Source organism: Plantactinospora sp. WMMB782 (assembly GCF_049179135.1).
Taxonomy (GTDB): Bacteria; Actinomycetota; Actinomycetes; order Mycobacteriales; family Micromonosporaceae; genus Plantactinospora.
The window spans coordinates 813,495-838,913 of the sequence record NZ_JBMHMC010000007.1 but is presented as its reverse complement, the minus strand read 5'-3'; the positions used below and the strand labels follow the sequence as shown (position 1 = coordinate 838,913).

Below are 25,419 nucleotides of genomic sequence, written 5' to 3'. Positions count from 1 at the left end.
AGTGATACGAGGCAACCGGGGCTGCGGTTCATCCGGACGTGGTGTGCGGTCCGGAGCAGGTTCATCCGTACGTGGCCAGCAGGTCGGCGTGCCCGACGACGGCCCGCAGTTCACCGGCGGTCGCGGCGGCGAGCCGGCGCTCCAGGTAGCCGGCTGCCGGACCGGCCAGTTCTGGCCGCTGCTCGACGGCGGCGGCGACCCAGCCGCGCAGCCAGCGGGCGGTCAGCTCCGCCTCGGCCGGGCCGAGCCGCCACGGGCTGGGCCGGACCAGCACCGTGGCGCCGAGCCGGCGGAACGCCTCGGCGGTCGCCTGCACCGCGTCCGGGCCGAGCAGCGGCTGACCGCCGCTGCTGCGCCGCTGGTGCGCGTCGAAGGCGGTGCCGATCTCGGCGTCGAGCGGGTCGGCCGGGGAGAGTTCCACCTCACCCAGCACGGAGAGGGTCAGCAGGGCCGGGCAGCCGGCGTCCACGCAGGCCGTGACGAGCCGCTCCACCTCGGCCAGGCTGAGCAGGTCGAGCAGGGCCGACGCGGTGACCAGGGACGCCCCGGCGAGGTCGTCCGCGGTCAGCTTGGTCAGGTCGCACTCCCGGGTCGTGACGCTCACCGGCGAGCCGTCCGCGGCGGTGCGCGGCAGGTGGTCCCGGGCGTGGTCGAGCAGCCCGGCTTCGCGGTCGTAGAGCACCCAGTGCTGCGGGCCTGGCAGCCGGCCGGCGAGCCAGCGTCCCATCGAACCGCTGCCGCAGCCCAGGTCCCGGATCACCGCCGGGCCGCCCCCGGGCGGCAGCGCGGGCAGTGCCTCGACCAGCTCGGCCGACCGGGCCCGCGCGTCGGCCGGCTCCCGCAGTCCGAGCCAGGCCAGGCTGTACGGCGAGTCGTCCTCCCCGCCGACATCCTCGCGCCGTCCGGTCCGCTCGTCGTGCTGCCCAGTCATGCCGTCCCCTCGCCGTAGCGCCTCGTGCCGTTCCTCGGCCCTGCTGCTCACCCCTGCACCCCTCCCACCGCCTGGCCGCCGCCCCGCCGGGCCAGGCCCGCCAGCACCTCGGCCAGGCGGGCGGCGGTGACGTCCCAGCCGGGCAGGCCGGCCCGGCGGTCCCGGGCAGCCGCCCGGAGCCGGTGCCGCAGCTCCGGCTCGTCGAACCAGCGCCGCAGTGCCCCGGCCAGCGCCGCCGGGTCACCGGGCGGCACCAGCAGCCCGGGTACGACCCCGTCGGGCGTGCGGCCGATCGCCTCCGGCAACCCGTCGACCGCGCTGCCGAGCACCGGAACGCCCCGGGCCAGTGCCTCGGTGACGACCATCCCGTACGGCTCGGCCCGGGACGGCAGCACCAGCAGGTCGGCGGCGGCGTACTCGGCGGCCAGTTCGGTGCCGCCACGCGGGCCGGTGAACCGTATGCGGTCGGTCAGTCCGGCCGCTCCGACCGTCCGGTGCAGCCCGTCGAGGTACTCCGGATCGCGGTCCACCGGCCCGACGAAGCGGCAGCGCCACGACCGGTCGGGGATGGCCGCCAGCGCCTCGACGAGTACGTCCTGCCCCTTGCGGGGGATGACCGAGGCGACGCAGAGCAGGCCGGAGGCGCCGTCGGTACCCGGTGCGAGCGGCGCCGCCGCCACCCCGGGCGGTACGACGTGCACCCGCGCCGGCGGCAGGCCGTGCCTCCGGACCAGACCGCGGCCGGTCCCGGCGCTGGTCGCCACGACGGCCGGGGCGGCCAGCAGGGTCCGGCGTTCCCGTTCGTCGAGCCGGGCCGCCACCTCGGTCGGTCGCCCGGTCTCGTCGCCGAGCGGCAGGTGCACCAGCACCGCCGGCCGGAGCCGTTCGGCGGCCGGCCCGACGACCTCGGGTACCCCGCAGGCCACCAGCCCGTCCAGCAGCACCACCCCGCCGTCCGGTACACCGTCCAGCGCGGCGGCCAGCGCCGCCCGCTCGGCGTCGGACGGTTCCGGCCAGCTCCCCGGCACGGCGAGTTCACGCACCCGCCAGCCCAGCCGGCCGAGCCCGGCGACGACCTGGCGGTCGTAGTGGTTGCCACCGCTCGGCGCGCCCGGGTCGTCGATGTCCCCGGGCAGCACCACGTCCACCGTCCCGGCGTCGGGCGCCGGGGCCGGCGGGACCGGGGGCGGTACCGTCAAAGCGCCCGCTCGTAGCTGGCCCAGGCGATGTGCGACTCGTGCAGGGTGACGCTGATCCCGGTCAGCCCGCGCGCCCCCGCGCCGAGCGAACCGGCGTGCACCCGCTCGGCCAGCCGGTCCGCGACGATCTGCGCCAGCGCCTCGGTCGAGGTGTTGATCCCGGCCAGCGACGGCTCGTCGTCCAGGTTGCGGTAGTTGAGATCGCCCAGCACCTCGGCCAACTGGGCGGAGGCCAGTCCGATGTCCACCACGAGGTTGTCGGCGTCCAGCTCCGGGCGGCGGAACGTGGCGTCCACCACGAAGGTCGCCCCGTGCAGCTTCTGCGCCGGGCCGAAGACCTCGCCCCGGAAGCTGTGCGCGATCATGATGTGGTCACGGACGGTGACACTGAACAAGGGTTCTCCTCCTGGTGTTCCCACTCGGCCGGTCGGCCGCAGCTACTGGTCGGCGGTCGGGTTACCGTAGTCGACCACCTGGCACAGGGCGGGCAGCTCCCCGCTGACCAGCCGTGGAAGTACCTCCGGCAGCTCCTCGAAGTCGCACGGGCCGGTCAGCAGGGCGTCGAACGCCGGATCGGCGAGCAGTTCCAGGGCGAGTGCCAGCCGGTCGGCGAAGGTCCGCCGTCCGCGTACGTTCGGTGACACCGTGCCGACCTGGCTGCTGCGGAGGACCAGTCGGCGGGAGTGGAAGTTCTCGCCGAGCGGCACGGTGACCGGGCGGTCGCCGTACCAGCTGAGTTCGACGACCGTCCCCTCCGGGGCGAGCAGTTCCAGCGCCCGGGCCAGCCCGGCCGAGCTGGCGCTGGCGTGCACCACCAGGTCGCGCTCGCCGGCCGCGTCGGCCGGGAGCGCGAAGTCGACGCCGAACGCGGCGGCGATGCCCGCCCGACCGGGGTCGGCGTCGACCAGTTGCACCCGGGCGCCGGGGAACCGGGCGAGCACCCCGGCCACCGCGCTGCCGACCATCCCGGCGCCGACGACCGTCACCCGGTCACCGACCAGCGGCGCGGCGTCCCAGAGCGCGTTCACCGCCGTCTCCACGGTGCCGGCGAGCACCGCGCGGGCCGCCGGCACACCATCGGGTACGACGGTGACCGCGGACGCCGGCACGACATACCTGGTCTGGTGCGGATAGAGGCAGAAGACGGTACGGCCGACGAGTTCCGCCGGCCCCTCCTCGACCAGGCCGACGTTGAGGTAGCCGTACTTGACCGGGGCGGGAAAGTCGCCGTCCTGGTATGGGGCGCGCATCGTCGGGTACTGGTTCGATGGCACCTTGCCGGCGAAGACGAGCGTCTCGGTGCCCCGGCTCACCCCGGAGTGGAGGGTGCGGACCAGTACCTCGCCGGCACCGGGCGGCGCCAGCGGGACCGGGCGGATCTCGCCCCGGCCGGGTGCGGCAAGCCAGAAGGCCCTGGCACGCACTGCCATCAACTCCTTTGCCGCTGCGCTGAACCGAACGCCGGTGTTTTCCGTTTCCACGGGGGTGGGCAGCGGCAACGATACGCGGCGCGTGGATCGTGCCAAACCGTGACGGAGGAACGTTGACTGTCAGTGATCACCCGGTCGCAACATCCCTGGTCCGACTGCGCCCCGTGCGGCACCGGGCCGGATCCGCGCCGCTGCACGGCGGCGGAAGCGTACCCGTGCCGCAGGCCACGGCCGCGGTGCTGGACGGGCTGGCGGTAGGGCTGGCGGCCCAGTTCGTCCTGCTGGCGGCCCTGTCCGCGACGGTCGGGCTGGGGCTCGCCGGCTGGCTGGCCGGCTCGGCGTACGCGGTGGTCACCTGGCTGCTGCTCGGCTACGGCATGCGCCGCTCCGGCGTACCGACGCTCGGCGCGGCCAACCAGGTCACCCTGGCCCGGGCGATCCTGGTCGGCGGGGTGACCGCACTGGTGGCGGCCTCCTTCCGGTCGCCGGTCCCGGTCGGGCTGCTGGTCGCCGTGGCGGCCGTGGCACTGGCGCTGGACTGGGTCGACGGTCAGGTCGCCCGACGCACCGGCACCACCTCCGCGCTGGGCGCCCGGTTCGACATGGAGGTCGACGCCTTCCTCATCCTGGTGCTGAGCGGCTATCTGGCCCAGTCCCTCGGCGCCTGGGTGCTGGCCATCGGCGCCCTGCGGTACGTCTTCGTCGCCGCCGCCCGGGCACTGCCGTGGCTGCGGGCGGCCCTGCCGCACCGGTTCTCCCGGAAGACAGTCGCCGCGATGCAGGGGATCGTGCTGGCGGTGGCGAGTTCCGGAGTGCTCCCCGGCACCCTGGCGTACGCCTCGGTCGGGCTGGCGCTGGCGCTGCTCAGCTGGTCCTTCGGCCGGGACGTGGGCTGGCTGTGGCGGGCCCGCCACCGGTACCCGGCACCGGTCGGCTCTCGCTGATTCCCTGTCGGGGATCGGCTGTCAAGCCGCCGAGTCGCCGGTGATCCCGACGGGGGCCGTTCCTGCCGGTCGGACCAGCAGGAGGTTCAGCGGACCTCGGGGACGGTGGGCTCCTGCCCGTCGTAGCGGCCGAGGGTGCGCTGCCAGGCGGCCCGCCAGCGACCGTCGGCGATGATCCGCCGTAGCGTCTCGGCCAGCCAGGCCCGGAACGGCTCGTCGCCCCGGCGCAGGCCGATGCCGTACGGCTGCGGGTCGAAGGCCCGGCCCGCCAGCCGGAACCCGCCGTCACTGTCGGCGACGAGGCCCGCGAGGGCCGGTCCGTCCCCGGTGACCGCGTCGACCGTGCCGGCCGCGAGCGCCGCCGCGCACTCCCGGTAGCTGCCGTGCGACACCATTGCCAACGACCGGCCGCCGAGGAACTCGGCAAGTCGCCTGCCGTGCGGAGTTCCGCTGACGGTGCAGATCCGGGCCTCTCCGGCCGGCAGCGCCTCCGGGCCGGTGATTTCGGTCTCGTCGACGCGCACCAACAACCGCTGCCCCGGCAGGTGGTACGGCCCGGCGAAGGCGACCCGTCGGGCCCGGGCCTCGGTGATGGTGTAGGTCGCGATGACGAGGTCGACCCGACCCTGCTCGATGAGCTGCTCCCGGGCCGTGAAGGAAGCCTCCGTCCACTGCACCTGGGCGGGGTCGAGGCCCAACTCGCCGGCGACCAGCCGGCCGAGCTCCACGTCGAACCCGGTCATCGTCCCGTCGGGTTCGCGGTAACCGGTGCCGGGCAGGTCGAACCTGCTCCCGATCACGATCCGTCCCGCCGCCTGCAACCGTCGCATGGTGGTGCCGTCGGCGAAGGTCGGCGCAGCCTGCGCACTCGGCGTGGGACCGGCGTTGTCACCGCCGGACCGGTCCCACGGACGCAGCACCACGACGACGGCCAGTACGGCGAGTACGGCCAGCACGAGCGACCCGACGAGCAGGGCCAGCCCGCTTCCCCGGGACGGCGCCGCCGGAGGAGGGCCGGAAGCCGGCGTCACAGGACTCGGTCGCGGCGTCGGAGTGCCCGACGGTGGCGGTGTCGGAACGGCGGCCGGTGGTGGCGGGCCGGACGCTGGCCGCTCGCCTGGCGGTGGCGGCGGGCCGGACGGTGGCGGGGTCGGCGGGCCGGACGGTGGCGGGGTCGGCGGGCCGGACGGTGGCGGGGTCGGCGGGCCGGACGGTGGCGGGGTCGGCGGGGCAGGTGGTGACGGGGGCGGGCCGGCCGGAAGCATGTCGTCCGGTGACACCGCGAGGGCGCCCTCGGCCACCACGAGTTCCGGCTGCTCGGTGACGACCGGTGCTACCCCGAGGACCCGGTGCAGCAGGGTGGCGGCCAGCGGGATCCGACTGGCACCGCCGACCAGGACGACCGTGACCGGTCCCGCTCCGGAGCCCGCCGAGCGCAGCGCCGCCGCCGTCGCCTCGACCGTGCGGTCCAGCACCGTCCGGGCCAACCGTTCGAACTCCTCCCGGCCGACCGGCACCGACTCGTCGAAGAGCGGCACGAGCAGGTAACCGGTCGAGGTGCGGCTCAGGCTCTCCTTCGCCCGGCGGGCCTCGTCCCACAGGATCTGCGCGGCTCGGCGGTCGGCGTCGTCGTCCGGTGCGGTCAGCCGCCGCCAGCGGACCGGATCGCGCTGCGCCAGCAGCCGACCGACGTACCCGACGAGCGCCGCGTCGAGATCCAGCCCGCCGGTCTGCGGCAGCCCGCCGGTGGTCAGCACGGTGAAGCCGCCGGTCGGGGTGCGCCGGACCACTGTCGCGTCGAAGGTGCCCGCGCCGAGGTCGTAGACGGCGACGTGACCACCGGCCGGCACGGCCAGTCCACCGCCTCCCACCAGATAGCTCGCGGCGGCGACCGGCTCGGCGGCGAGCCGGGGCCGGGGAAGGGCGGCCTCGACGGCGGCGTCCACCAGCAGCGCCCGTCGGGTCGGCCCCCAGGTGGCGGGCACGGTGAGCAGTACTGATCCGAGCCCGCCCGACCCCGCGACCCGGACGACCTCGTCGGCGACCCGGGCGAGCGTGGCGGCCACCAGCGAGGTGACCGGAACCTCCCGGTCACCGAGCCAGACGGTGCCCTCGCCGAGGCGCCGCTTCGGGTACGGCTCGAAGCCCTGTGGCCGCCGCCGGCCGGCACTGCCGGCGTCCTGCCCGGACAGGATCGTGCCGTCGGCCTCGACGCAGGTGGCCGAGGAGAGCAGCGGCGAACCGTCGAACAGCAAGGGACGGGTACGCCCGTCCGGCCAACGCAGCACGGCCACGGTGTGCGAGGTGCCGTAGTCGACACTCAGCCGGAACCCGCCGCCCGCCACGCTGGCAGCCTAGTCGGCCGTCGAACAGCCAGGGCGTTCCGTCCCCGGCGGGCTGCGATCCGGAGTGGACGGCCGGGGAGGGTGTCCGGGAGGGCAACTGGCACCGTCCGCCATTTTATACGTATGACATCGCAATTTCGGAAGTCTATGTCGTCGTCGAACAACGTTTCGACGATGCGGACAGGCATGGTCGACTGAGGTGACCGGGGTGAGTCGCGCACCAGATCCGGTCGCCCCCGCGGGTGGGTTGGCGGGGGCGACCGACGGAACGGTTCCTAGCCCCAGTACCCGAGAGCCTGTCGACCGAGCGACTGCTGGCCCGCCGAGTTGGCGTGGCAGCCGTCCGAGACCTCGTTGCCGCGTAGCCGGAACGTGCCGGGATAGCTGACGTTCTGCGAGGAGTCGGCCGCGGCCTGCCGAGCCAGACTGTCGGTCAGCTGTGGACCGTTGGCACCGGCCAGGAAACAGGTCTGCCCGGCGTCGTAGAGCGGCTGACCGCTGATGATGATCGTCGCGCCCGGGGCGGCGTGCTGGCGGGCGTTGGCGATCAGTCGCTTTACCTCGTCATAGGTCGCCCCGTTCTGGGAGAAGATGCAGATCTGCACCCAGACGGCGGTCGGCCGGCCGTGCCTGGCGGCCTGCTGGTCGAACAGCCGCCAGGCACTGGAGTTGGTGTCGGTCCAGGACTGTACGACCATTCCTCCGGTGCCGTACGGGCCCCACATGCGCTGCCCGCCGATCGCGACGTAGCCCTGAGCGACGTTCTCCGCCATCGAGCAGCCGATGAAGCCCATCGAGCGGACCGGCTGCGGACCGCCGGTCGGACCGGTGGTGGGGCCGGTGGTCGGGCCGGTGGTGGGCGGGGTGGTCGGGCCGCTGGTCGGCGGTCCGCTCGGCGACGGCTGGGTACTGCCGTCGCAGGCCACTCCGTTCAAGGCGAAGCTGGACGGTGGGGGGTTGCTGCTGTTGTTCCACGAGCCGTTGAAGCCGAAGCTCGTGCTGCCGTTGGTGGCGAGGCTGCCGTTCCAGCCGGCGTTGCGGGCGGTCACCTGCGCGCCGCTCTGGCTGACGGTCGCGTTCCAGGCCTGGGTCACCTGCTGACCGGCGCTGAACGACCAGCTCAGGGTCCAGCCGGAGAGCGGGTCGCCCAGATTGGTGACCCGCACGTTGCCGGTGAACCCGCCGGTCCACTGGGCGCCGACCGAGTAGCTGACCTGGCAGCCGGCGGCGGCAACCGCCCCGGTCGCCGGCACCAGGCTGATGCCGGCAGCCGCGACGAGCGGCACCAGGGCCGCGACGAGCAATCGGAACCGAGGTAGGCGCATGGCCCCTCCCTGACTTGTAGGTCGGTGGTGGACGGATGGCGATGGTTCGAAGACGCCCGCGAGCGTCGTCGCCGTGCTGCCGGGGCGCTTGCTCTGTCCTCCCTCGGTGTTCTTTCTTGTTGGACATTCAGATGACGACGGACGATGTCTTTGTCCAACGAGCGGCGTCGCGGCAGCTATGTTCGATTCGGTCACGGAGATCACCATCAATTGACAGTGGCAAATGAGTATTGCCAGAATGGAGCCATCGCCGCAAGGGGTACGAGCGTTGCCGTCGCGAACGACCGTCGACGGGCCGGTGTCCGGCACCGAGGAGGAGGTGGTGGTGGGGAGCAGCCCCTAGAATGCACTGATGCGCCCCTGCCCGGTGGTTCGCGGATCGATCTCCGCCGAGCAGGACGGGCATGCCTGAACCGCCGGAGAGCAGAGCCTCTCCCGCTCGGTTCGGTAACGCCTCCGAGGAGCGGTTCGTCATCTCGCGCCGGTACGCCGCCGGCACCGGCGGGGTACGCGGACTGCTCATCACGGTCCTCGGCGACTACGTACGGCCGGCCCGGCAGCCGGCACCCACCTCGGCCTTCATCGACGTCCTGGGTCGCCTCGGTGTCGAGGAGGACGCCTGCCGGCAGGCCCTGAGCCGGGCGTCCCGGGACGGCTGGCTCGTCCCGCGTCGCGACGGTCGCTACACCTGGTGGCAACTCAGCCCGGCATTCGCCCAGTTCCTCAACCTCGGCGCCTCGCGCATCTTCGGGTTCACGGCCACCCAGCCGCACTGGGACCGCCGCTGGCTGGTCGTGGTCGCCCGGGTGCCGGAGTCCGACCGTGCGGCCCGGCATCTGCTGCACACCCGGCTGCGCTGGGCCGGCTTCGGGCGACCGGCGCCGGGAGTGTGGGTGAGCACCCACACCGGCCGGATCAAGGAGGCCGAGGGCATCCTGCGCGACGCCGGGGCGCACGAACAGTCCCGGATCTTCCTCTCCGAGTACGTGGCCGGTGGCGAGTTGCCGACCATGGTCCGCGAGGCGTGGGACCTCGACGAGATGGACCGGCAGTACGAGGGATTCATCGCCGAGTTCAGCCGGCAGCCCTCGGACGACCCGATCGTCCGGGTCACCCGACTCGTCCACGCCTGGCGCCTGCTCGCCCTGGTCGACCCCGCCCTACCCGAGGAACTGCTGCCGCAGGGCTGGAGCGGCATCCGCGCGGTGCGGCTCTTCCACCGACAGCATGCCAAGTGGGAGCCGGCCGCCCTCCGGGAGTGGGGGCGGATCAGCCGGGAAGCGAGATAGCCGGCGGGACGCCAGGCCGCCGGCCCGGCGCGTCGCCCCCGCCCCGGCTCAGTGCAGGCGCAGTGCCACCACGGCGATGTCGTCGCTGGCCTCCGCCGGGGTGAGTTCGGCCAGCAGTCGCCAGCAGAACTCGTCCAGGTCCTCGTCCACCACCGCCGCCACCCCGGCCAGGTCGTCGAGCCGCCGGTCGAGGTCGACGTCCCGGCGTTCGACAAGCCCGTCGGTGTAGAGCACCAGGGTGGCGCCGCGCGGCAGCACGAACTCCAGGTCGTCGGGGCGGTCGGCGCGGACCCCGAGCAGCGGCGCCCGGTGCTCGACGTACTCGGTGGAGTCCGCCGTGACGACGAGTGGCGGCAGGTGCCCGGCACTGGCCAGCCGGATCCGGCCGGTCTCGGGTTCCAGGGTGAGCAGGCAGATCGTCGCGAACTCGCCCGGCAACAGGCTGCGCAGGAGTTCGTCGACCCGTTCCAGGATGGCGCCGGGCGGATGCCGCTCCACCGCGTACGCCCGGATGGCGTGCCGGACCTCGGCCATCACCGTCGCCGCGTGCAGCGAGTGCCCCGCCACGTCGCCGATCGCGGCGACCAGCCGGCCGTCGATCATCGCCAGTTCGTAGAAGTCGCCGCCGACCTCGGTCTGCGCGCTCGCCGGCTCGTAGCAGACGGCGAGATCGAGACCGGGCACGGTGGGCAGCCGGCGGGGCAGCAGGCTGTGCTGGAGCGTCACCGCGATCCGGTGCTCCTCGTCGTACGAGCGCTGCGCCTCGACCGCCGTCGCCACCGCCTGCACCAGCTGGCCGAGTACGGCCGACTCGGTGGCCAGCGCCGATTCGGGCACCCCCACCTGCACCGCCGGGCGGTCGGGCCGGAGCCGCGCGGTGGCCACCCGGACCGGGACCGCCGGATCGAACGGCACCGGCCAACCGGTCGGCACCGGCCAGTCGGCCGGCGGCTCGGTCCGCATCGCGAGGCCGACCGGCACCGCCCGCAGGTCGGGGGGCCACTCCTCGACCGCCACCCGGCCGCCGGGTTCGTCGACCGCCGCCGCCCAGCCCCGGCCGTCGGCGTCCTGCCCGGCGACCAGCGCCCCGGTGCCGAAGATCCGGGCCGCCCCGCCGGCCGCCGCGGTCAACAGTGCCGCGAACGAGGGTGCGGCGTTCACCGCCAGGGTGGTCTCGGCGAGTCGGGCCAGCCGGGTGGCCAGCAGTTCGGCCCGGCTGCGCGCCCGGTAGTAGCGCAGTGCGGCCAGGGTGGTGGCGATCAGCTCGTCCGGTTCGATCGGCTCGACGAGGTACGCGTCAGCGCCCCGGGTGAGCCCCTGTGCCCGGTCGGCCACGCTCACCGCGTGCGCCGAGACGTGGATCACCGGTCGGGAGGCGTACCGGGGATCGGACTTTATCCGCTCGCTCACCTCGAAGCCGCTCATGTCGCCGAGCCGGACGTCCAGCACGACCAGGTCGATGTCGTCGCGCTCCATCCGGTCGAGCGCGGCACCGCCGCTGTCGGCCTGCACGACGGTGAAGCCGGCCCGACTGAGCCAGCTGACCAGCAGGTAGCGCTTGGCGGCGCTGTCGTCGACCACCAGGATTGTCGCGTCGGTGCCGCCCGGCTCCGGGCCGTTCACGGTGCCGGACTCACCGGCAGGCGGACGGTGAAGACGCTGCCGCCGCCGGGCTCGCTCGTCACCCGCAGGTCACCGCCGAGCAGCCGGGACAGCCGCCGGGCGTACGGCAGCCCCAGGCCGGTGCCCCGGGCACCGGTCGGCGAGCCGCGGCCCGGCACCTGGTAGAACTCCTCGAAGACCCGCTCCTGGAGTTCGGAGGGAATGCCGATCCCGGTGTCCCGGACCCGGATGGTCCACTCGTCGCCGTCGACCTCGGCGGTCATCCGGACCTCGCCGTGCTCGGTGAACTTGAGCCCGTTGTGCAGCAGGTTGCGCAGCACCTGGGTCAGCAGCACCTCGTCGGTGCGGATCAGCGCCGGCGGGTCGGGGTCGACCACCACCAGGGCGACCTCGGGCCGGGTGGCCATCGCGCGTACCGTGCCGCGGAGCTGGCCGAAGACGGCCCGCAGCTCGACGTCGGACCAGTTCGGCTCGATCGCGCCGGCCTCCGCCTTGCCCAGGTCGAGCAGCTCGTTCACCAGCGACAGCAGGTCGGCGGCGGAGCTGCGGATCAGCTCGGCCTGCTCCCGCTGCTCGGCGGTGAGCGGGTCGGAGGCCGGGTCCAGCAGCAGTCGGGTCAGTCCGATCACCGCGGTCACCGGCGCCCGCAGCTCGTGGCTGACGTTCGCCAGGAACCGGCTCTTCGCCTCGCTGGCCGCCCGCAGCTGCACGGACCGGTCCTCCAGCTCGGCGTGCAGCGCCACGACACCCCGGTTGGTCTCGTCGAGTTCCTCGGAGAGCTGCGTGTAGAGCGCCAGCACGCCCCGGTTGGTCTCGGCGAGTTCCTCGTTGAGCCGGGCGAGTTCGTCGCGCTGCGCCCGGGTCTCCTCCAGGGCCGCGAGGAGCTGCTCGTTCTGCTCGGCCATCTCCTCCAGCGGAGTACTGGCGGCCGACGCGTTCAGGTTGTCGCGTATCACGGCAAGGCGGTCCGGGGTGAGCGGGTTGGCGGTGGAGGGAATCCGGCGGGTCATCCGGATGACTGTCGTCTCGCCGTCCGGGGTGATGCTGAGGCTGTCGACGAGCCGTCCGAGGACGAGGGCCCCGGCGACGGTTCGTTCCGAGGTGCCGGCCGGCAGTACCGCGCTGACCTCGGTGACCAGGGTCGGCGGTGTGCTGTCGAGGGCCGCCGAGAAGGCCACCTCGGCGCGGGCCGGTTCGGGCAGGGTTACCACCAGGTACCGGCCGATCTCGCTGAGCGCGGTGGCGAGGCGTACCTGGTCCTGGTGTTCCAGGCCGACGGCGGCGGCGACCTCCCGGCCGCGCTGCCGGACGAGGAACACGTCCGGCTCGGCACGCAGGGTCAGCCGGAGCAGCGCCGGAGCGGCCGGAGTCGGGTCGGTCATCTCCCGCTCCTCCGTCACGGCGTGGCCCGGGCGACCAGGACGCAGGCGTCGTCGCGGCGTACGGCGGCGTCCCGCAGGATGGTGCCGGCGATCACCTGTGGTGAGCGGAAGCGCAGTCCGGGGTAGTCGGCGAGCCGCCAGCGGTCGGTCACCCCGTCGCTCTGCATGACCAGGCAGGCGTCGGCCGGAAAGGGGTAGTCGAACTCGCGTACGGTCCGCCGCTGGTGACCGACGATGCCGGGCATCGAGACCAGGCCGCGCCGGTCGTCGTCGTGCAGCACGGTGCCGGAGATGTTGCCGAGCCCGGCGTACCGGAGCAGCCCGGCGGTCGGGTCGAGCTCCGCGACGGCGGCGGCGGCGCCCCGGGTGTGGCTGATCGCCCGGTGCAGGTGCTCCAGCACCGCCGCCGGCGGCGCCGCCGGGGCCAGGTGGAACGCGTGTACGGCGGCCCGGGCCGCCACCGCGGCGAGCGGCCCGTGCCCGAGCCCGTCGCAGACCAGCACCTGCCGCCGGCCCTCGGCCGTCCGCACGGCGAACCCGTCACCGCAGGACTGCTCGCCGCTCATCGGCCGGGTGAGTCCGGCGACGTCGGCCGGTTCCGGCGCCTCGGCCGGCCAGATCTGGGCGGCGGTGACCGTGCCCCGGCCGGGCAGCGAGTAAACGTCGAGCCAGCTCGACTGCCGGCCGATCGCGCCGAGCCCGATGCCCAGGGAACCGGCGGTCGAGTGGCCGTCCCGGGTCGACGAGACGACGTCGGTCATCCCCGGGCCGGAGTCGACGGCGATCAGCTCCACCCCGGCCACCCGGTCGGCCCGGGCCGGCCGGATCAGCAGCAGTCCGTTGTCGGCGTGCTTGACGAGGTTGCTGGCGAGTTCGGCCGCCACGATGGCCAGGGCACCGCCGCGGACGTCGTCGAGCCCCATCCGGCGGGCCAGCGACTCGGCGGCCCGGCGGACGGTGCCGACCGTACCGGCGTCGTCGAGCTGGAACCAGACGCCCTCGTCGACGAGCCGGTCGTCGTCGTTCACATCGACCGCGCCCATTTCGTCACGGTCACCCGGGTGCCCCGGCCGGCAGCGGTCTCCACCTCGAACTCGTCGACCAGCCGGCGGGCACCGCCGAGGCCCAGGCCCAGCCCGCCGCCGGAGGTGTAGCCGTCGGTGAGCGCCAGCTCCAGGTTGGCGATCCCGGGGCCGTCGTCGGAGAAGACGATCCGGATGCCCCTGCGGCGGCCGCTGTCCACGACGCTCACCTCGGCGCCACCGCCACCGCCGTAGACCAGGGTGTTCCGGGCCAGCTCGCTGGCGGCGGTCACCAGCTTGGTCTGGTCGACCAGGGAGAGCTTCACCGCGACGGCGGCGGTCCGGACGAGTTGCCGGACCCGCACCACGTCCGCGTCCGCGTTGATCGTCACGAGCTGCGGTGTGCCCAGCTCCGGGCCGGCGGTCAAGGCGTGGTCGCTGTCGAGTGGTCGGAGTCGGGGCCGAGGGCGAGCATCCAGGCGGTGTCCGAGTCCTCGTCCGTGCCGTCGCCCGGCCGGTCCTGCCGGGACCGGGCCAGCAGCTCCATCCCGCGCTCGACGTTGAGGGCGGTCCGGATGCCGTTCAGCGACAGGCCCAGCTCGACGAGGGTGATCGCGACCGCCGGGCGCATCCCGACCACCACGGTCTCGGCGTCGAGCACCCGGGCTATCGCGGCGATCGTGGAGAGCATCCGGCCGACGAAGGAGTCGACGATGTCCATCGCGGTGATGTCGATGATCACCCCGTGGCAGCCGCTCTCCACGATCCGGTCGGAGAGGTCCTGTTGCAGGGCCAGCGCGGTCTGGTCCTCCATGTCGACCTGGATCGAGACCAGCAGCAGGTCACCGATCTTGAGGACCGGCACCCGGTCCATCAGGCACCCCGGGCGGTGCCGGCCACGCCGGTGCCGTTGCTCCGCCGGGATTTCTCGATCATGCGCAGGGCGTGCCGGAGCGCGTCGGCGAGGGTCGCCTTGGTGGCGATGTCCCCGAACTCGATGCCGAGCGCCACGATCGTCTGGGCGATCTGCGGGCGGATGCCGGAGACGATGCACTCGGCACCCATCAACCGGGCGGCCACCACGGTCTTCAGGATGTGCTGCGCCACCTGGGTGTCCACCGCCGGCACACCGGTGATGTCGATGATCGCGTACGGCGAGCCGGTCTCGACCAGGGTCTGCAACAGCCGCTCCATCACGACCTGGGCCCGGGCCGAGTCCAGCGTGCCGACCAGCGGGATGGCGACCACACCCTCCCAGAGCTTCACCACCGGGGTGGAGAGCTCCAGCAACTGCTCGGCCTGGTCGGCGATCAGCTCCTCCCGGGACCGGGCGTACCGCTCGAAGGTGAACAGCCCCAGCTCGTCGACGACCCGGGACGCGGCGACGTAGTCCGCCAGCGCCTCCTTGTCGCCGGAGGCGATGTCCAGCACGTCGACAAGCGCCTCCTTGAGCGAGAAGACGCTCACCGCCGTCTCGGTGGCGGTGAAGCCCTGCTGTGCCCGCCGGCGGGACATCTCCGCGAGGGTGGCCCGCAGTCCCCCCGCCGCCTCGGCCGCCAGGTCGAACTGTCCGTTTCCGAGCGCGGCGCCCAGCGCCCGGTGGAGTTCCCGCACCTGCTGGCGCAGCTCCGCCTCGGTCATCCGGCCCCGGAGCGAGGCCGCCACGACCTCGGTCCAGCGCTCGACCAACCGCTCCGCCTGGCTGTCGAGCAGTGCCGCGAACCGGCTGCTCTCCTCGGCCGAGATGCCCATCGTTCCCCTCCCCGGTGCCGGTCGCGGCCACGCCTAGCCGGGCCGGCCGGTGGACTGTATCACCGGCCCCCGTGGGAGCGATCCATAGCCCCTGTAACCAGCCGATATTCGCGTTGCCGGATGTGCTGGGCGGTTCCCGGCGCGGCCGGGCGGTCAGCGCGGCGGCGAGAGCAGCACGCCGACGTCCGGCCAGACGCAGCGCAGCCCGACCGGCCGCCCGTCGAGCCGACCCGGCACCCCACCCGGCGGCGGGACGTACGACCGCTGCGCGAATCGGCCGCCGAGCGCCGAATAGAAGGCTCGGGCGGCGGTGTTCCGCTCCAGCACCCACAGGTACATCGCGTCCGTGGCGCCACGGTCCCGTACCGCCCGGGCCGCCCGGCGCATCAGCTCGGCGCCGATGCCGTGCCGGTGGTGGGTCCGGGCCACGTGCAGGTTGTCCACCAGGGCACCCCACCCGGGGTCGTGGTCGAGGACCAGGTGCACGAAACCGGCGAGTTCCCGGCCCGGTCCGGCTGTTCCTCCGGAGATCCCGGCTCCTGCTCCGGGGACCTCGGCCTCTCCGGGGAGTGCGGCACTCCCAGGGACCTCGGCTTTCCCGGGAGGTGCGGCTTGCCCGGGGACCTCGGCGAGCACGGTGACGTCCTGCGGTGCCGGGTCGGCCAGCCGGGCCGACCAGACGGCCCGCCGGTCGGCGAAGACGTCCCCGTCGAGGAAGGCGTCCGCGTAGGCGCCCCGGTAGTGCCGGCGCCAACTCTCCGCGTGCAGCGCCGCGACCCGGTCGGCATCCCCGGCCGCCGCCGCCCGGAACGTCACCACCACCGTGCTCATCGACACCCCCACAGCGCTGGTCGACCATCCCGCCGACGGTCGTCGGCGTCGGGCCGACGTGCGCCGCGCCAGCCGTCACAGGGCCAGTACGGCATGGTACGCGGGCTTCTTCCCACCGGCCGCGTCGAAGAGCACCGGGGTGTCGCCGGGACGCCAGGAGTCGATGTCGCGTACGCCCCAGACCGTGATCCCGGTGCAGGCGGGCACGCCGAGGCAGGCGGCGACCACCCGGCGGTAGTCGTGCGCCTGTGCCGCTCCGGAGCCGGCGATGTCCAGCTCGGCGATCCGCACCCGCACGCCGAGCGCGGCGAACCGGGCGAGGGTGTGCCCGTAGTCGCTCGGGATCGGGTTGTTCGGGGTGAAGTGGCTGTTCAGCGCGACGCAGTCGATCGGTACGCCCCGGGCCCTGAAGTCGCGGACCATCGCGTACACGGCCTGGGTCTTGGGTTGGGTGAAGTCGTCGATGTTGTGGTCGCTGTAGCAGAGTTCGGCGGTGGGGTCGGCGGCGCGGGCGGTCCGGAACGCCTCCTCGACGAAACCGGCACCGAGGTACGCCAGGAAGCGGGACTGCCGCAGCGTCCCGTTGTCCGCGTACGCCTCGGTGACCACTCCCCAGGACCGCACCTGCCCCCGGAAGTGCGTCAGTACGGCGGTGATGTGCCGGTTCATCGCCGGCCGCAGCGTCGCCGCGCTGGTCAGGTTGCCGACCCAGGCCGAGTGGATGCCGTTCGGCGCCAGCAGGCTCCGGCCGTGTACCCGCATGTCGTTGGCCTGGGCGTGCGCGACGAGCTGGTCGGCGCGGGTGAAGACGAACTGTCCCGGGGCCGGCTCGACCGAGTCCCACTCCAGCTCGTTCTCGGGGGTGAGCGAGTTGAACTCCCGGTCGAGGATCCCGGCGTAGACCGGGTCGGTGAGCTTGCGGGCGTCGACGGCCACGCCGATCTGCCGGCCCCGGCCGTCGAACTTCGCCCGGAGGGTCTGCCCCGAGCCGGTGGCCGTCACCCGGCCGGCGGGAGCGGCCAGCATCCCGTCGGTCGTGCCGGGCACTCTGTCGATCATGCTGGGCACTCCGCCGGTCGTGCCGGGCGCTCCGCCCGGCGGGGCCGGCGTGGAAAGCACGTCGTCGACGACGGTCCGTCCGTCGGTGGTCACCGGCACCGGGTCGGCGGTCGCCGCCGATCGTTTCCCGGTCGCCCACTGCACCCGGTCGGCCGTCTCGAACCGCACCGCGTAACTGCCCGGCCAGACGATCCTGAACCAGCTGCCGTCGTCGGCGGTGGTGGCCAGGAACTGCCGCCCCCGGCTCGGGTCGTAGACCACCACGGCGGCGCGGGCCACCGGCGCACCGGTGGCGTCGGTGAGCCGGCCGCCGACCAGGCCGGTCGGCAACTGCTGCTCGTCCAGGACGACCTCGGTGTCGGCGTCGACCAGCACCGGCCGGGTCGCACCCTCCGACTCGGCGCCGCCGAGCCACTGGTCGAGCCCGGTCCCGGCCGGCACCACGAACCGCAGCTTGTAGGAACCCGGGTACGGTCGCAGCCGGAAGGTGCCGTCGGCGGCGGTCCAGTTGGAGACCGATTCCGCGGTGCTGCGCTGTGCGGTGGCGTAGACGACGACGTTCGGCACCGGGACGCCGTTCCGGGTGAACCGGCCGGTGACGACCCCGGACGGGAGAAGTCGTTCGTCGACGGTGCTGTGCTGCCCGGGAGTGACGGTGACCGGGTCCGCCCCGGTGTAGCTGCGGCGGCGGTGCGCCCACTGGTTGGTGGCCCCACGTTCGGCGGCGGCGACGGCGACCCGTACCTGGCCGGTCGGCGGGTACCTGACCAGATAGCTGCCGTCGGCGTCGGTCAGTACGGTGTGCAGCGGTGCGCCGCCGGTGAGCCGGTGCAGCTCGACCCGGGCGCCCGGCGCCGGCGCACCCGTGTCGGTGGTGATCCGACCGCCGAGCGTGCCGTGCGGGAGTACCGCCTCCTGGATCGCCGTCACCACTCCGGCCCGCACGTCGAGCTGGGTCGCCGAGGCGAGGTCGGGGGCGGCCGGATGGAACTGGACCAGCCCGCCGGGCAGCCGGAACCGCAGCGCGTACCCGGCCGGCCGCACCTCGGTGAGCCGGAACGCCCCGGAGGCGTCGGTGCGGCCCTGCCTGACCACCACCCCGTACGGCGACACCAGCAGTTCGACGGTCGCGTCCGCGACCGGGGTGGCTGCGTCGACGAGGGTGCCCGCCACACTGCCGGTGGTGGGACCCGGATCGGCCCGGGCGGTACCGACCGGGCCGAGGACGAGGACGATGCTGAGGATGACCGCGGCGGGGAGGACGTTGGCGAGGCGGCGCGGCTGGTTCCACATCTGGGCCTCCGGCAGGGCGACGACCCTCTAAGGATAGATTGCAGTCAATGTAAATGGATGGGATGCGACGGGTCGGGTCCCCGACTCGGCGCCGGTGCCAGCCCACTCGGCGGCGGGTTCGCCCGGTGAACCCAGGGGAATCAGCCGAGGAAGGCCAGGACGACTGCGCCGAGCCCGAGCGGGATGTCCAGCAGCATGCAGAACTCCGCCAGTGACCGGGACACCACCCGGTCGCGCCGGTAGTGCACGAGGTCCCAGATTCCGTGGCTGGCCAGCAGCAGTCCGACGAGTACCAGCCCGGTGCGGGACGGCAGCCATCCGGTAGCCACGGCCAGTCCGCCGTACCCGACCAGGGCCGCGACCTGGGCGGTGAACGCCGGTCCCGGTACCCGGCGGAGCAGGCCGACCGCGACCAGCGCGACCGCCGCGACGCCGAAGACGCCCCACCAGGCCAGTCCCGCGATCTTGCTCACCGTCACCAGCACGCTGGCGCCCCCGATGGCGGCCCAGGCGACCCACGGTCGGTCCAGGGCGGCGGCGGAGAGATAGCACAGGGTGGCCACACAGACCACGATCGCCACCGCTTCGTGTCCCGCGCCGAACAGCAGTCTCGGAACGGCGACCGCCAGGCCGAGCAGGCTCGCGGCCACCGCCACACCGAGCAGGCTCGGCCAGCGGTGCAGGGTCGCCTGCCGGTGCGACGGCTCGGTCCGCGCGCCGCCGGCCGATGGGAGATCCATGCCCGTCGCCTCCTCGCCGCCACCAACATCCACCGCAGTGCTCACGCCAGGTCCGCCGAGTCTGCCGGGCGCCGGCTTCAGATCGGTTTCACAGCCGCCGGCATCGGCATCACCCGGCGGGCCCGGACGACCGGTCCCGACCCGCCGGATCAGGCCCGCCGGATCAGGCCCGTCAAATCAGGCCCGTCGGATCAGGCCCGTCGGATCAGGCCCGTCGGATCAGGCCCGTCGGCAGGGTCGCCGGATCAGGTTCGCCGGCAGGCTCGCCGGATCGGGCCGGTCGGCAGGTTCGCCGGATCGGTCCGTGATGCCTCTGAGCTGGGATTTCATCGTCGCCGAAGAGTTGCCGAAACCTCACCGGCCACCGTTGTCGGCAGTTGTCCGGGCCGACCGTCGACCCGGGACGAGAAGGGAACGAGGCAGATGACTCGCACGAACCGTTGGATCACCCTGGCCGGTACCGCCACCATGATGGTCGTCGCCCAGGTCGGGATCCAGTTCGCCGGTGCCGGCCCGGCCGCGGCGGTGACCGGCATCGAGAAGGTGACGTCGCCGCTGTCGGCGGTCGACTCGCAGCAGACCCACACCGCTCGGGCGCAGTGCCCGGTCGGCAAGTGGGTGATCGGAGGTGGTGGATGGGCCTTCGCGGTCGCCGCTGCCGACAGCGCCAAGGTGACCCTGGTGCAACTATTTCCGGAACACCGCACCGACGGAACCCCGGACAGTTACGTGGTGACCGGTTCGGAGACCACTGCCGCGATGACCGGCGACTGGTGGGTGCAGGCGTACGCCATCTGCGCCAGCCGGTCCGGGCTCTCCGGATACCAGGTCGTCGGCACCGGGAACTCGGCGACCTCGTCCCCGGCCGAGCTGGAGGCGCAGGCTTCCTGCGGAACAAGGCGGGCCATCGGCGGCGGCGCCCGGATCGTCAACCCGGGACGGGACGTGGCACTCCAGATCTCCCGGGCCTCGGTCAGTGGTGACATCTTCCGGGCCGGTGCGCACGAGGACGCGGACGGCTACGCCGGCAACTGGACCGTGGACGCGTACGCGGTCTGCGTGAACCAGCCGGCCGGGTACCAGGTGGTCACCACCGCCTCGGCGCAGAGCGACTCGGAGGCGGAGAAGATCGCGTTCGCCCACTGCCCGAGCGGCACCCGGGTGCACGGCGCCGGTGCGGCGATCTCCAACACCGCGCCGGGCGGGGTCTCCCTCCAGGTGGTCTACCCGGCCAACGCCCTGGACAGCGTCCAGGCGTTCGCGGTGGAGAACACTCCGGTCAGCCAGGACTGGGACTTCATCGTCAGCCAGGCGATCTGCGCCTCCTGACCCAGGTTCCCGGCCCGAGGACGGTCGGTCGGCAGCCCACCGGCGCCGGCCGGCCGCCGTCGGTCTGGCGGGCCGGACCGGTCAGGCACGTCCGATGGCCCAGTATGTCGGCCCGGTCGATCTGGCGCGACAAGGACGCCCGGTTTGTTCAAGAGCGCGCGGCGGCTTCGGCCGTACGGTTCGGCCATGTTCGAATTCACGGGTACCTGCGCGACAGGGCTTCCGGCACCCGACCGCCGGTCGCGCCCCGCTCGGTCACCGCGACCTCAGGCACCGCAGGAACGAGGCCGGGGTCCGGCCCGCAGGAGTTCCCGGTGAGGGCGACCGTCCAGGGCGAACTGTGGAGCAGCGACCCGCAAGGCTGGGCCGAGGTTGCGGAGGGCCGCATCCGGCCGCTGTACGAACGGGTGCTCGAGCGCCTTCACCTTCGCCCCGGTACGCGACTCCTCGACGCCGGCTGCGGATCGGGCCTCTTCGCCGAGTTCGCCGCTCGGGGCGGCGCGCACGTCATCGGGCTGGACGTGGCCCCGGGGCTCGTCGAGTACGCGCGCCGCCGGCGCTCGGCGGCCGGCTACGTGGTCGACGACATCGAACACATGCCCTTCGGCGACGGCGTCTTCGACGTCGTCACCGCGTTCAACTCCGTGCTCTACGCCGGCGACCCACGCCGCGCACTCGCCGAGATCGCCCGGGTGACAGCTCCCGGAGGCAGGGCCGTGGTGACGGTGGGCGCCGGTCCCGAGCAGGCCGAGAGCGCGGCGCTGATCAATCCGATGGCGCGCCACGACGAGGTGCCCGACCGCAGCACCCTCGATCTCGCCGACGCGGACGCGGCTCGCGGCGCCCTGCTCGATGCCGGCTTCGGATCCGTGGCGGTCGGCGACATCGCCTTCGACGTCGACTTCACCAGCGAGGACGACGCGGTCGCCGCCCAGTTGCCGGCCGGCCCTGTCGCCGCGGCGGTCCGGCACTCCGGCCGCGCGGCCGTGGAGGCGGCGTTGCGGTCCTTCTTCACAGCGCGATCACGGATCGACGGGACCGTACGCATGGGTCTCGTCTTCCGCTGCTACTTCGCACAGCGGACGCGATGACCGACGAATTCGGCGCGGACGTCCGGTCCTACCGGGTGACGACTCCTACCAAATGACGACCCCGACCCCTACGAGGGTCGAGCAACCGACGAGAAGGGAACCACGATCATGAGATTGACGACCACCACGCAGGTTTCCGTCGATGGAGTGATGCAGGCGAACGGCGGGCGGCATCCGATCCTCGACCCTGGGATGGAGCGCGGCGGATGGGCCCGGCCGCTGTTCGACAACGAGGCCATGACGTTCGTCGACCAGACCTACCAGCGCGCCGACGCGTTCCTGCTCGGTCGGCGGACCTACGAGCTGTTCGCCGGCTACTGGGGTGTGCGGGAAGATCTGGAGAATCCCATAGTCGGAGCCCTGAACACCAAGCCCAAGTACGTCGCGTCGACCACGCTCACCGAACCACGCTGGGCGGACACCACCGTCCTCTCCGGTGACCTCGCGGCGGCCATCCGTGAGCTGAAAGCCGAGCCGGCGGGTGAGCTCCAGGTGCACGGCAGCGCCATCCTGACCCGGTGGCTGCTCGAGAACGACCTCGTCGACGAGATGAACCTGCTCGTCGTCCCGGTGGTCGTCGGCCAGGGCATGCGGCTGTTCCCCGAGACCGGCCCGGACCTCGCACTCGACCTGGTCGACTCGCGCGCCTTCCCGAAGGGCATAACGCTCCAGGTCTACCGGCCCACCGGGCGCCCCCCGGAGTACGCCACCACCTGAAGCACCTGAGCGGTCGTCAGACGGGGGTACGGACGGGCGGGCCGCCGGAGAGCAGGCTGCCGGCCCGACCGACCGTCCGCAGCTCGCCAAGCTGCCGGCGGATCCGGTCGGCGTCCGGGTGCCCCATCTCGTCGTACAGCTCCAGGGCGCGTTGCCAGGCGTCGGCGGCGGCGCGGATCTCGCCACCGGCCCGGTGCGCCTCGCCGAGGCAGCCCAGCGTCTCGGCCGTGCCGGACCGGTCGCCGACCTCGGCGAAGAGGTCGAGCGCACGCCGGCAGCCGGCCACCGCCGCCGGATACGCGCCGGCGGCGCAGTCGAGAAAGCCGAGACTCTGCCAGTTCGTCGCCGCCCCGTGCCGGTTGCCGATCTCCTCGTTGAGCCGCAGCGCCTGCCGGCACAGCTCGCGGGCCTCGTCGTGGTCGCCGAGCCGGGTCAACATGCAGGCGATGTTGTTCAACGCCCGAGCCTGCCCGGTCAGGTGCCCCAACTCGCGGTAGAGGTCGAGCGAGCACCGGTCGTGGTGCAGCGCCGCCAGGTCCCGGCCCTGCTGCTCCAGGATCCGGGCGATGTTCACCTGCGTCTGTGCCTGGTTGGCCCGGTCGCCGACGGCGACGAAGAGCCGGGCCGCCTCGGCGAGGTGGGTCCGGGCCTGGTCGAGCCGGCCGAGCTGGGTCTGCGCCCGTCCCAGATTCCGGTGTACGTGCGCCTGCGCCGCCTCGTCCCCGACCCGGGTCGCCGCCGCCAGCGCGGTACGTTGCACGGCCACCTGGTCGTGCCAGTACCCGCTGAGGTTGAAGAAGCTGGTCAGGCTCCAGGCCAGCTCCCAGCAGTGCCTGTCGAACCCGGTACGCCCGGCCCAGTCCACCAGGGTGTGCAGGGTCCGGTGCTCGGCGTGCAGCCAGGCTCGCGCCGCCGCCTGGTCGGTGAAGGACTCGGGCCGGGCACCCGGCAGCGGCTCGGCCAGCACGATCGGGTCCCGGTGCGGATAGAGCAGTCGGTCGGCCGCGTACGCGCTGTGCAGGTAGTGGTCGAGGAGCCGGTGCGCCGCCGTACGTCGCTGGTCGGTGGACTCCTCGACCTCGACCCGCTCGGCCGCGTACGCCCGCAGCAGGTCGTGCCGGGCGTACCGCCCCGGCGACCGCTCGTCGAGCAGGTGTGCCCGGGCCAGCTCGCCGAGGGTGCGGCGGGCCGCCGGCACCGGCAGGTCGGCGAGGCTGGCCACGGCCGGCACCGTAACCTCGGCTCCGGGATGCAGGCCGACCAGCCGGAACAGCCGTGCGGCGGCCGGACCGAGTGCCTGGTACGACCAGGAGAGGACGGCCCGCAGGTCGGCCGCCGGCTCGCCGCCGTCGAACGGGTCGAGACTGTCGCCGGCCGCCCGCAGCTCGGCCGCCAGGTCGGCGAGCCGGAGACGCCGGTACGCGGCGGCGCGGGCGGCCACCACCGCCAGCGCCAGCGGCAGCCGCGCGCACCGGACCGCGATCTCGGCCACCTCGGCCGGTTCGTCGGCGACCCGGTCGGCGCCGAGGCGCCGGGCCAGGAAGCTGCCGGCCTCGGCCGGGCTGAACAGGTCGAGCACGACCGGCCGGGCGCCGTCGATCGCGACCAGGCCGGCCAGCCGGTTCCGGCTGGTGACCACTGTGACGCAGCCGGCCGCGCCGGGCAGCAGTGGCCGGACCTGCGCGGCGTCCCGGGCGTTGTCCAGGACGACGAGCATCCGCCGGCCGGCGACGATGCTGCGGTAGAGCGCGGTCTGCCCGGCCAGCCCGACCGGTATCCGCCGGGCGGCGACCCCGAACGCGTCGAGGAACCCGCGTACCGCCTCCGCCGGTTCGACGAGCACGCCGTCGGGGTCGAAGCCGCGCAGGTTGACGTAGAGCTGGCCGTCGGGGAAGTTCTCCGCGTTGCGGTGTGCCCAGTGCAGCGCCAGCGCGCTCTTGCCCACCCCGGCGGAGCCGGAGACTATCGCGCTGGCACCGGCACCCGGCAGCTGCTCGACCAGCGCGTCCAGCTCGGCGAGTTCGTACTCCCGGCCGGTGAACGCGGCCGGCGGCGCCGGCAGTTGCCGTGGCACAGCCGGCCCCAGGCTCCCGTCCGGGCCTGCGGTCCCGTCCGGGCCCGTGCTTCCTGTGGGGACCGTGAATCCGGCCACTGGCGTCGCGGACTCCGCGATGCCCACCGACTGCCGGTCCCGGGCCGGGGTCGGGGTCGGGGCCGGGGCGGCGGCGGGGCGTGCGTTCGGGGTGGGCGGGGCGTCCAGGGAAGGGTCGTTGCCGAGGATCTGGCGGTGCAGCCGTTGCAGCGCGGGCGCCGGGTCCATGCCCAGCTCCTCGGCCAGCCGGGAGCGCAGATCCTGGTAGTGCCGGAGCGCGTCGGCCTGCCGGCCGCAGCGGTACAGCGCCGTCATCAGCTGGCCGGCGAGCCGCTCGTCGAGCGGGTACGTCGCGGCGCGGGTGGCCAGCTCGGCGAGGAGTTCGGCGTGCCGGCCGGCGGCCAGGGACAGATCGGTCAGGTCGAGTTCGGCGGCCAACCGTTCCGCCGCGAGGGCGGCACGGACTCCGGTCAGCCAGGGCGTGTCGAGGCTGCCGAAGGGCTCGCCCCGGCACAACGACAGCGCCGCTTCGAGCAGTTCCGCGCGGCTCTCGCCGCCACCGGGGCCCGGGTTCCCGCCGTTGTCGTCGACCCGGACGGACCGCCGGGACGGCCCGAGCCGACGCGCGGATCGGGCCTGGGCGAGCAGTCGGCGGAACCGGTGCAGGTCGACCGCGTCCGGGTCGACGGTCAACAGGTACCCGTCGGACCGGTGGCCGATGGTGAGTTCGCCGCTGCCGCCGAGCAGGGTACGCAGTCGGGACAGGTAACCGGAGAGGGCGTTGCGGGCATGTCTGGGCGGCTGCTCGGCCCAGACCCGGTCGAGCAGCCGCCCGGCCGGGACGATCTGGTTGGCGTCGACAAGCAACGCAGCCAGTACGCACCGTTGCCGCGCGTGCCCGAGGTCGACCGGCTCCCCGTCGACGACGGCCCGTACGTCGCCGAAGAGCAGCAACTGCACCGCCATCGCCGGCCGCACCTCCTGACCGGGCCACGTTCCGTGACACCGTCACAGCAGGATGCCCC

21 protein-coding genes are annotated in these 25,419 nt (G+C 73.6%); 5 read left to right on the top strand and 16 right to left on the bottom strand.

What is annotated here, in order from left to right; translation table 11 throughout:
* Window positions 1–61 precede the first annotated feature (61 nt).
* Genes ACN28A_RS05680 through ACN28A_RS05665 form a run of 4 tightly spaced genes read right to left on the bottom strand, consistent with a single transcriptional unit; the run spans window position 62 to window position 3,560 of the window.
* Window positions 62–982 (bottom strand): methyltransferase domain-containing protein, encoded by a 921-nt coding sequence (locus ACN28A_RS05680; protein WP_421393083.1) that lies wholly within the window; start codon window positions 980–982, stop codon window positions 62–64.
* Window positions 979–2,130 (bottom strand): glycosyltransferase family 4 protein, encoded by a 1,152-nt coding sequence (locus tag ACN28A_RS05675; protein ID WP_421393080.1) that lies wholly within the window; start codon window positions 2,128–2,130, stop codon window positions 979–981. Before ACN28A_RS05675 ends, ACN28A_RS05680 begins: the two co-directional genes overlap by 4 nt.
* Complete coding sequence (locus ACN28A_RS05670) at window positions 2,127–2,525, bottom strand: 6-pyruvoyl trahydropterin synthase family protein (RefSeq protein WP_421393078.1); 399 nt, start codon at window positions 2,523–2,525, stop codon at window positions 2,127–2,129. Before ACN28A_RS05670 ends, ACN28A_RS05675 begins: the two co-directional genes overlap by 4 nt.
* A gap of 42 nt (window positions 2,526–2,567) precedes the next feature.
* A complete protein-coding gene (locus tag ACN28A_RS05665; protein WP_421393077.1) occupies window positions 2,568–3,560 on the bottom strand; it encodes a zinc-dependent alcohol dehydrogenase in 993 nt (330 codons plus the stop codon).
* 113 nt (window positions 3,561–3,673) lie between these two features.
* On the opposite strand from ACN28A_RS05665, the gene ACN28A_RS05660 reads away from it, so the two are divergent.
* Window positions 3,674–4,504 (top strand): CDP-alcohol phosphatidyltransferase family protein, encoded by an 831-nt coding sequence (locus tag ACN28A_RS05660; protein WP_421393074.1) that lies wholly within the window; start codon window positions 3,674–3,676, stop codon window positions 4,502–4,504.
* Between the two features lie 86 nt (window positions 4,505–4,590).
* Here the strand turns inward: ACN28A_RS05660 and ACN28A_RS05655 are convergent, their stop codons facing one another.
* Together ACN28A_RS05655 and ACN28A_RS05650 are read right to left on the bottom strand one after the other, a co-directional pair.
* Window positions 4,591–6,849, bottom strand: coding sequence for an Hsp70 family protein (locus ACN28A_RS05655; protein WP_421393071.1), 2,259 nt, complete (start codon window positions 6,847–6,849; stop codon window positions 4,591–4,593).
* Between the two features lie 275 nt (window positions 6,850–7,124).
* The gene (locus ACN28A_RS05650; protein WP_421393069.1) at window positions 7,125–8,174 is read right to left on the bottom strand and encodes a cellulose-binding domain-containing protein; all 1,050 of its coding nucleotides are present in this window, start codon (window positions 8,172–8,174) and stop codon (window positions 7,125–7,127) included.
* A 404-nt stretch (window positions 8,175–8,578) separates the two neighbouring features.
* On the opposite strand from ACN28A_RS05650, the gene ACN28A_RS05645 reads away from it, so the two are divergent.
* The gene (locus ACN28A_RS05645) at window positions 8,579–9,463 is read left to right on the top strand and encodes a PaaX family transcriptional regulator C-terminal domain-containing protein (RefSeq protein WP_421393067.1); all 885 of its coding nucleotides are present in this window, start codon (window positions 8,579–8,581) and stop codon (window positions 9,461–9,463) included.
* Window positions 9,464–9,511: 48 nt separating this feature from the next.
* Here ACN28A_RS05645 and ACN28A_RS05640 read toward each other — a convergent pair whose 3' ends face one another.
* The 9 genes from ACN28A_RS05640 to ACN28A_RS05600 form a co-directional block, all read right to left on the bottom strand.
* The gene (locus ACN28A_RS05640) at window positions 9,512–11,086 is read right to left on the bottom strand and encodes a SpoIIE family protein phosphatase (RefSeq protein WP_421393064.1); all 1,575 of its coding nucleotides are present in this window, start codon (window positions 11,084–11,086) and stop codon (window positions 9,512–9,514) included.
* On the bottom strand, window positions 11,083–12,468 hold the full coding sequence (locus tag ACN28A_RS05635) for an ATP-binding protein (protein ID WP_421393061.1): 1,386 nt from the start codon (window positions 12,466–12,468) through the stop codon (window positions 11,083–11,085). The genes ACN28A_RS05640 and ACN28A_RS05635 overlap by 4 nt, the downstream gene beginning before the upstream one ends.
* Window positions 12,469–12,482: 14 nt before the next feature.
* Entirely contained in the window at window positions 12,483–13,511 is a 1,029-nt protein-coding gene (locus tag ACN28A_RS05630) for a SpoIIE family protein phosphatase (RefSeq protein ID WP_421393059.1), read from the bottom strand.
* Window positions 13,493–13,918: an anti-sigma regulatory factor gene (locus tag ACN28A_RS05625; RefSeq protein WP_421393056.1), complete on the bottom strand. Its 426-nt coding sequence runs from the start codon at window positions 13,916–13,918 to the stop codon at window positions 13,493–13,495. The genes ACN28A_RS05630 and ACN28A_RS05625 overlap by 19 nt, the downstream gene beginning before the upstream one ends.
* Entirely contained in the window at window positions 13,915–14,364 is a 450-nt protein-coding gene (locus tag ACN28A_RS05620) for an STAS domain-containing protein (protein WP_421393054.1), read from the bottom strand. The genes ACN28A_RS05625 and ACN28A_RS05620 overlap by 4 nt, the downstream gene beginning before the upstream one ends.
* Window positions 14,364–15,242, bottom strand: coding sequence for an STAS domain-containing protein (locus ACN28A_RS05615; protein ID WP_421393052.1), 879 nt, complete (start codon window positions 15,240–15,242; stop codon window positions 14,364–14,366). Before ACN28A_RS05615 ends, ACN28A_RS05620 begins: the two co-directional genes overlap by 1 nt.
* A 153-nt stretch (window positions 15,243–15,395) precedes the next feature.
* Window positions 15,396–16,073, bottom strand: a complete 678-nt coding sequence (locus ACN28A_RS05610) for a GNAT family N-acetyltransferase (RefSeq protein ID WP_421393050.1) — start codon at window positions 16,071–16,073, stop codon at window positions 15,396–15,398.
* A gap of 75 nt (window positions 16,074–16,148) precedes the next feature.
* On the bottom strand, window positions 16,149–18,425 hold the full coding sequence (locus tag ACN28A_RS05605; RefSeq protein WP_421393047.1) for an endo-1,4-beta-xylanase: 2,277 nt from the start codon (window positions 18,423–18,425) through the stop codon (window positions 16,149–16,151).
* Between the two features lie 140 nt (window positions 18,426–18,565).
* Window positions 18,566–19,165 carry a hypothetical protein gene (locus tag ACN28A_RS05600; protein WP_421393045.1) on the bottom strand — a complete coding sequence of 200 codons (600 nt, stop codon included), beginning with the start codon at window positions 19,163–19,165 and terminating at the stop codon, window positions 18,566–18,568.
* A 423-nt stretch (window positions 19,166–19,588) separates the two neighbouring features.
* Between ACN28A_RS05600 and ACN28A_RS05595 the strand changes: the two genes are divergently transcribed.
* The 3 genes from ACN28A_RS05595 to ACN28A_RS05585 all read left to right on the top strand — a co-directional run bounded on the left by ACN28A_RS05595 (window position 19,589) and on the right by ACN28A_RS05585 (window position 22,302).
* Window positions 19,589–20,494 carry a hypothetical protein gene (locus tag ACN28A_RS05595; protein ID WP_421393042.1) on the top strand — a complete coding sequence of 302 codons (906 nt, stop codon included), beginning with the start codon at window positions 19,589–19,591 and terminating at the stop codon, window positions 20,492–20,494.
* A gap of 314 nt (window positions 20,495–20,808) precedes the next feature.
* A complete protein-coding gene (locus ACN28A_RS05590) occupies window positions 20,809–21,585 on the top strand; it encodes a class I SAM-dependent methyltransferase (RefSeq protein WP_421393039.1) in 777 nt (258 codons plus the stop codon).
* A gap of 108 nt (window positions 21,586–21,693) precedes the next feature.
* Window positions 21,694–22,302, top strand: coding sequence for a dihydrofolate reductase family protein (locus tag ACN28A_RS05585; protein ID WP_421393036.1), 609 nt, complete (start codon window positions 21,694–21,696; stop codon window positions 22,300–22,302).
* Window positions 22,303–22,318: 16 nt separating this feature from the next.
* Here ACN28A_RS05585 and ACN28A_RS05580 read toward each other — a convergent pair whose 3' ends face one another.
* Entirely contained in the window at window positions 22,319–25,360 is a 3,042-nt protein-coding gene (locus ACN28A_RS05580; RefSeq protein ID WP_421393034.1) for an AfsR/SARP family transcriptional regulator, read from the bottom strand.
* Window positions 25,361–25,419 lie beyond the last annotated feature (59 nt).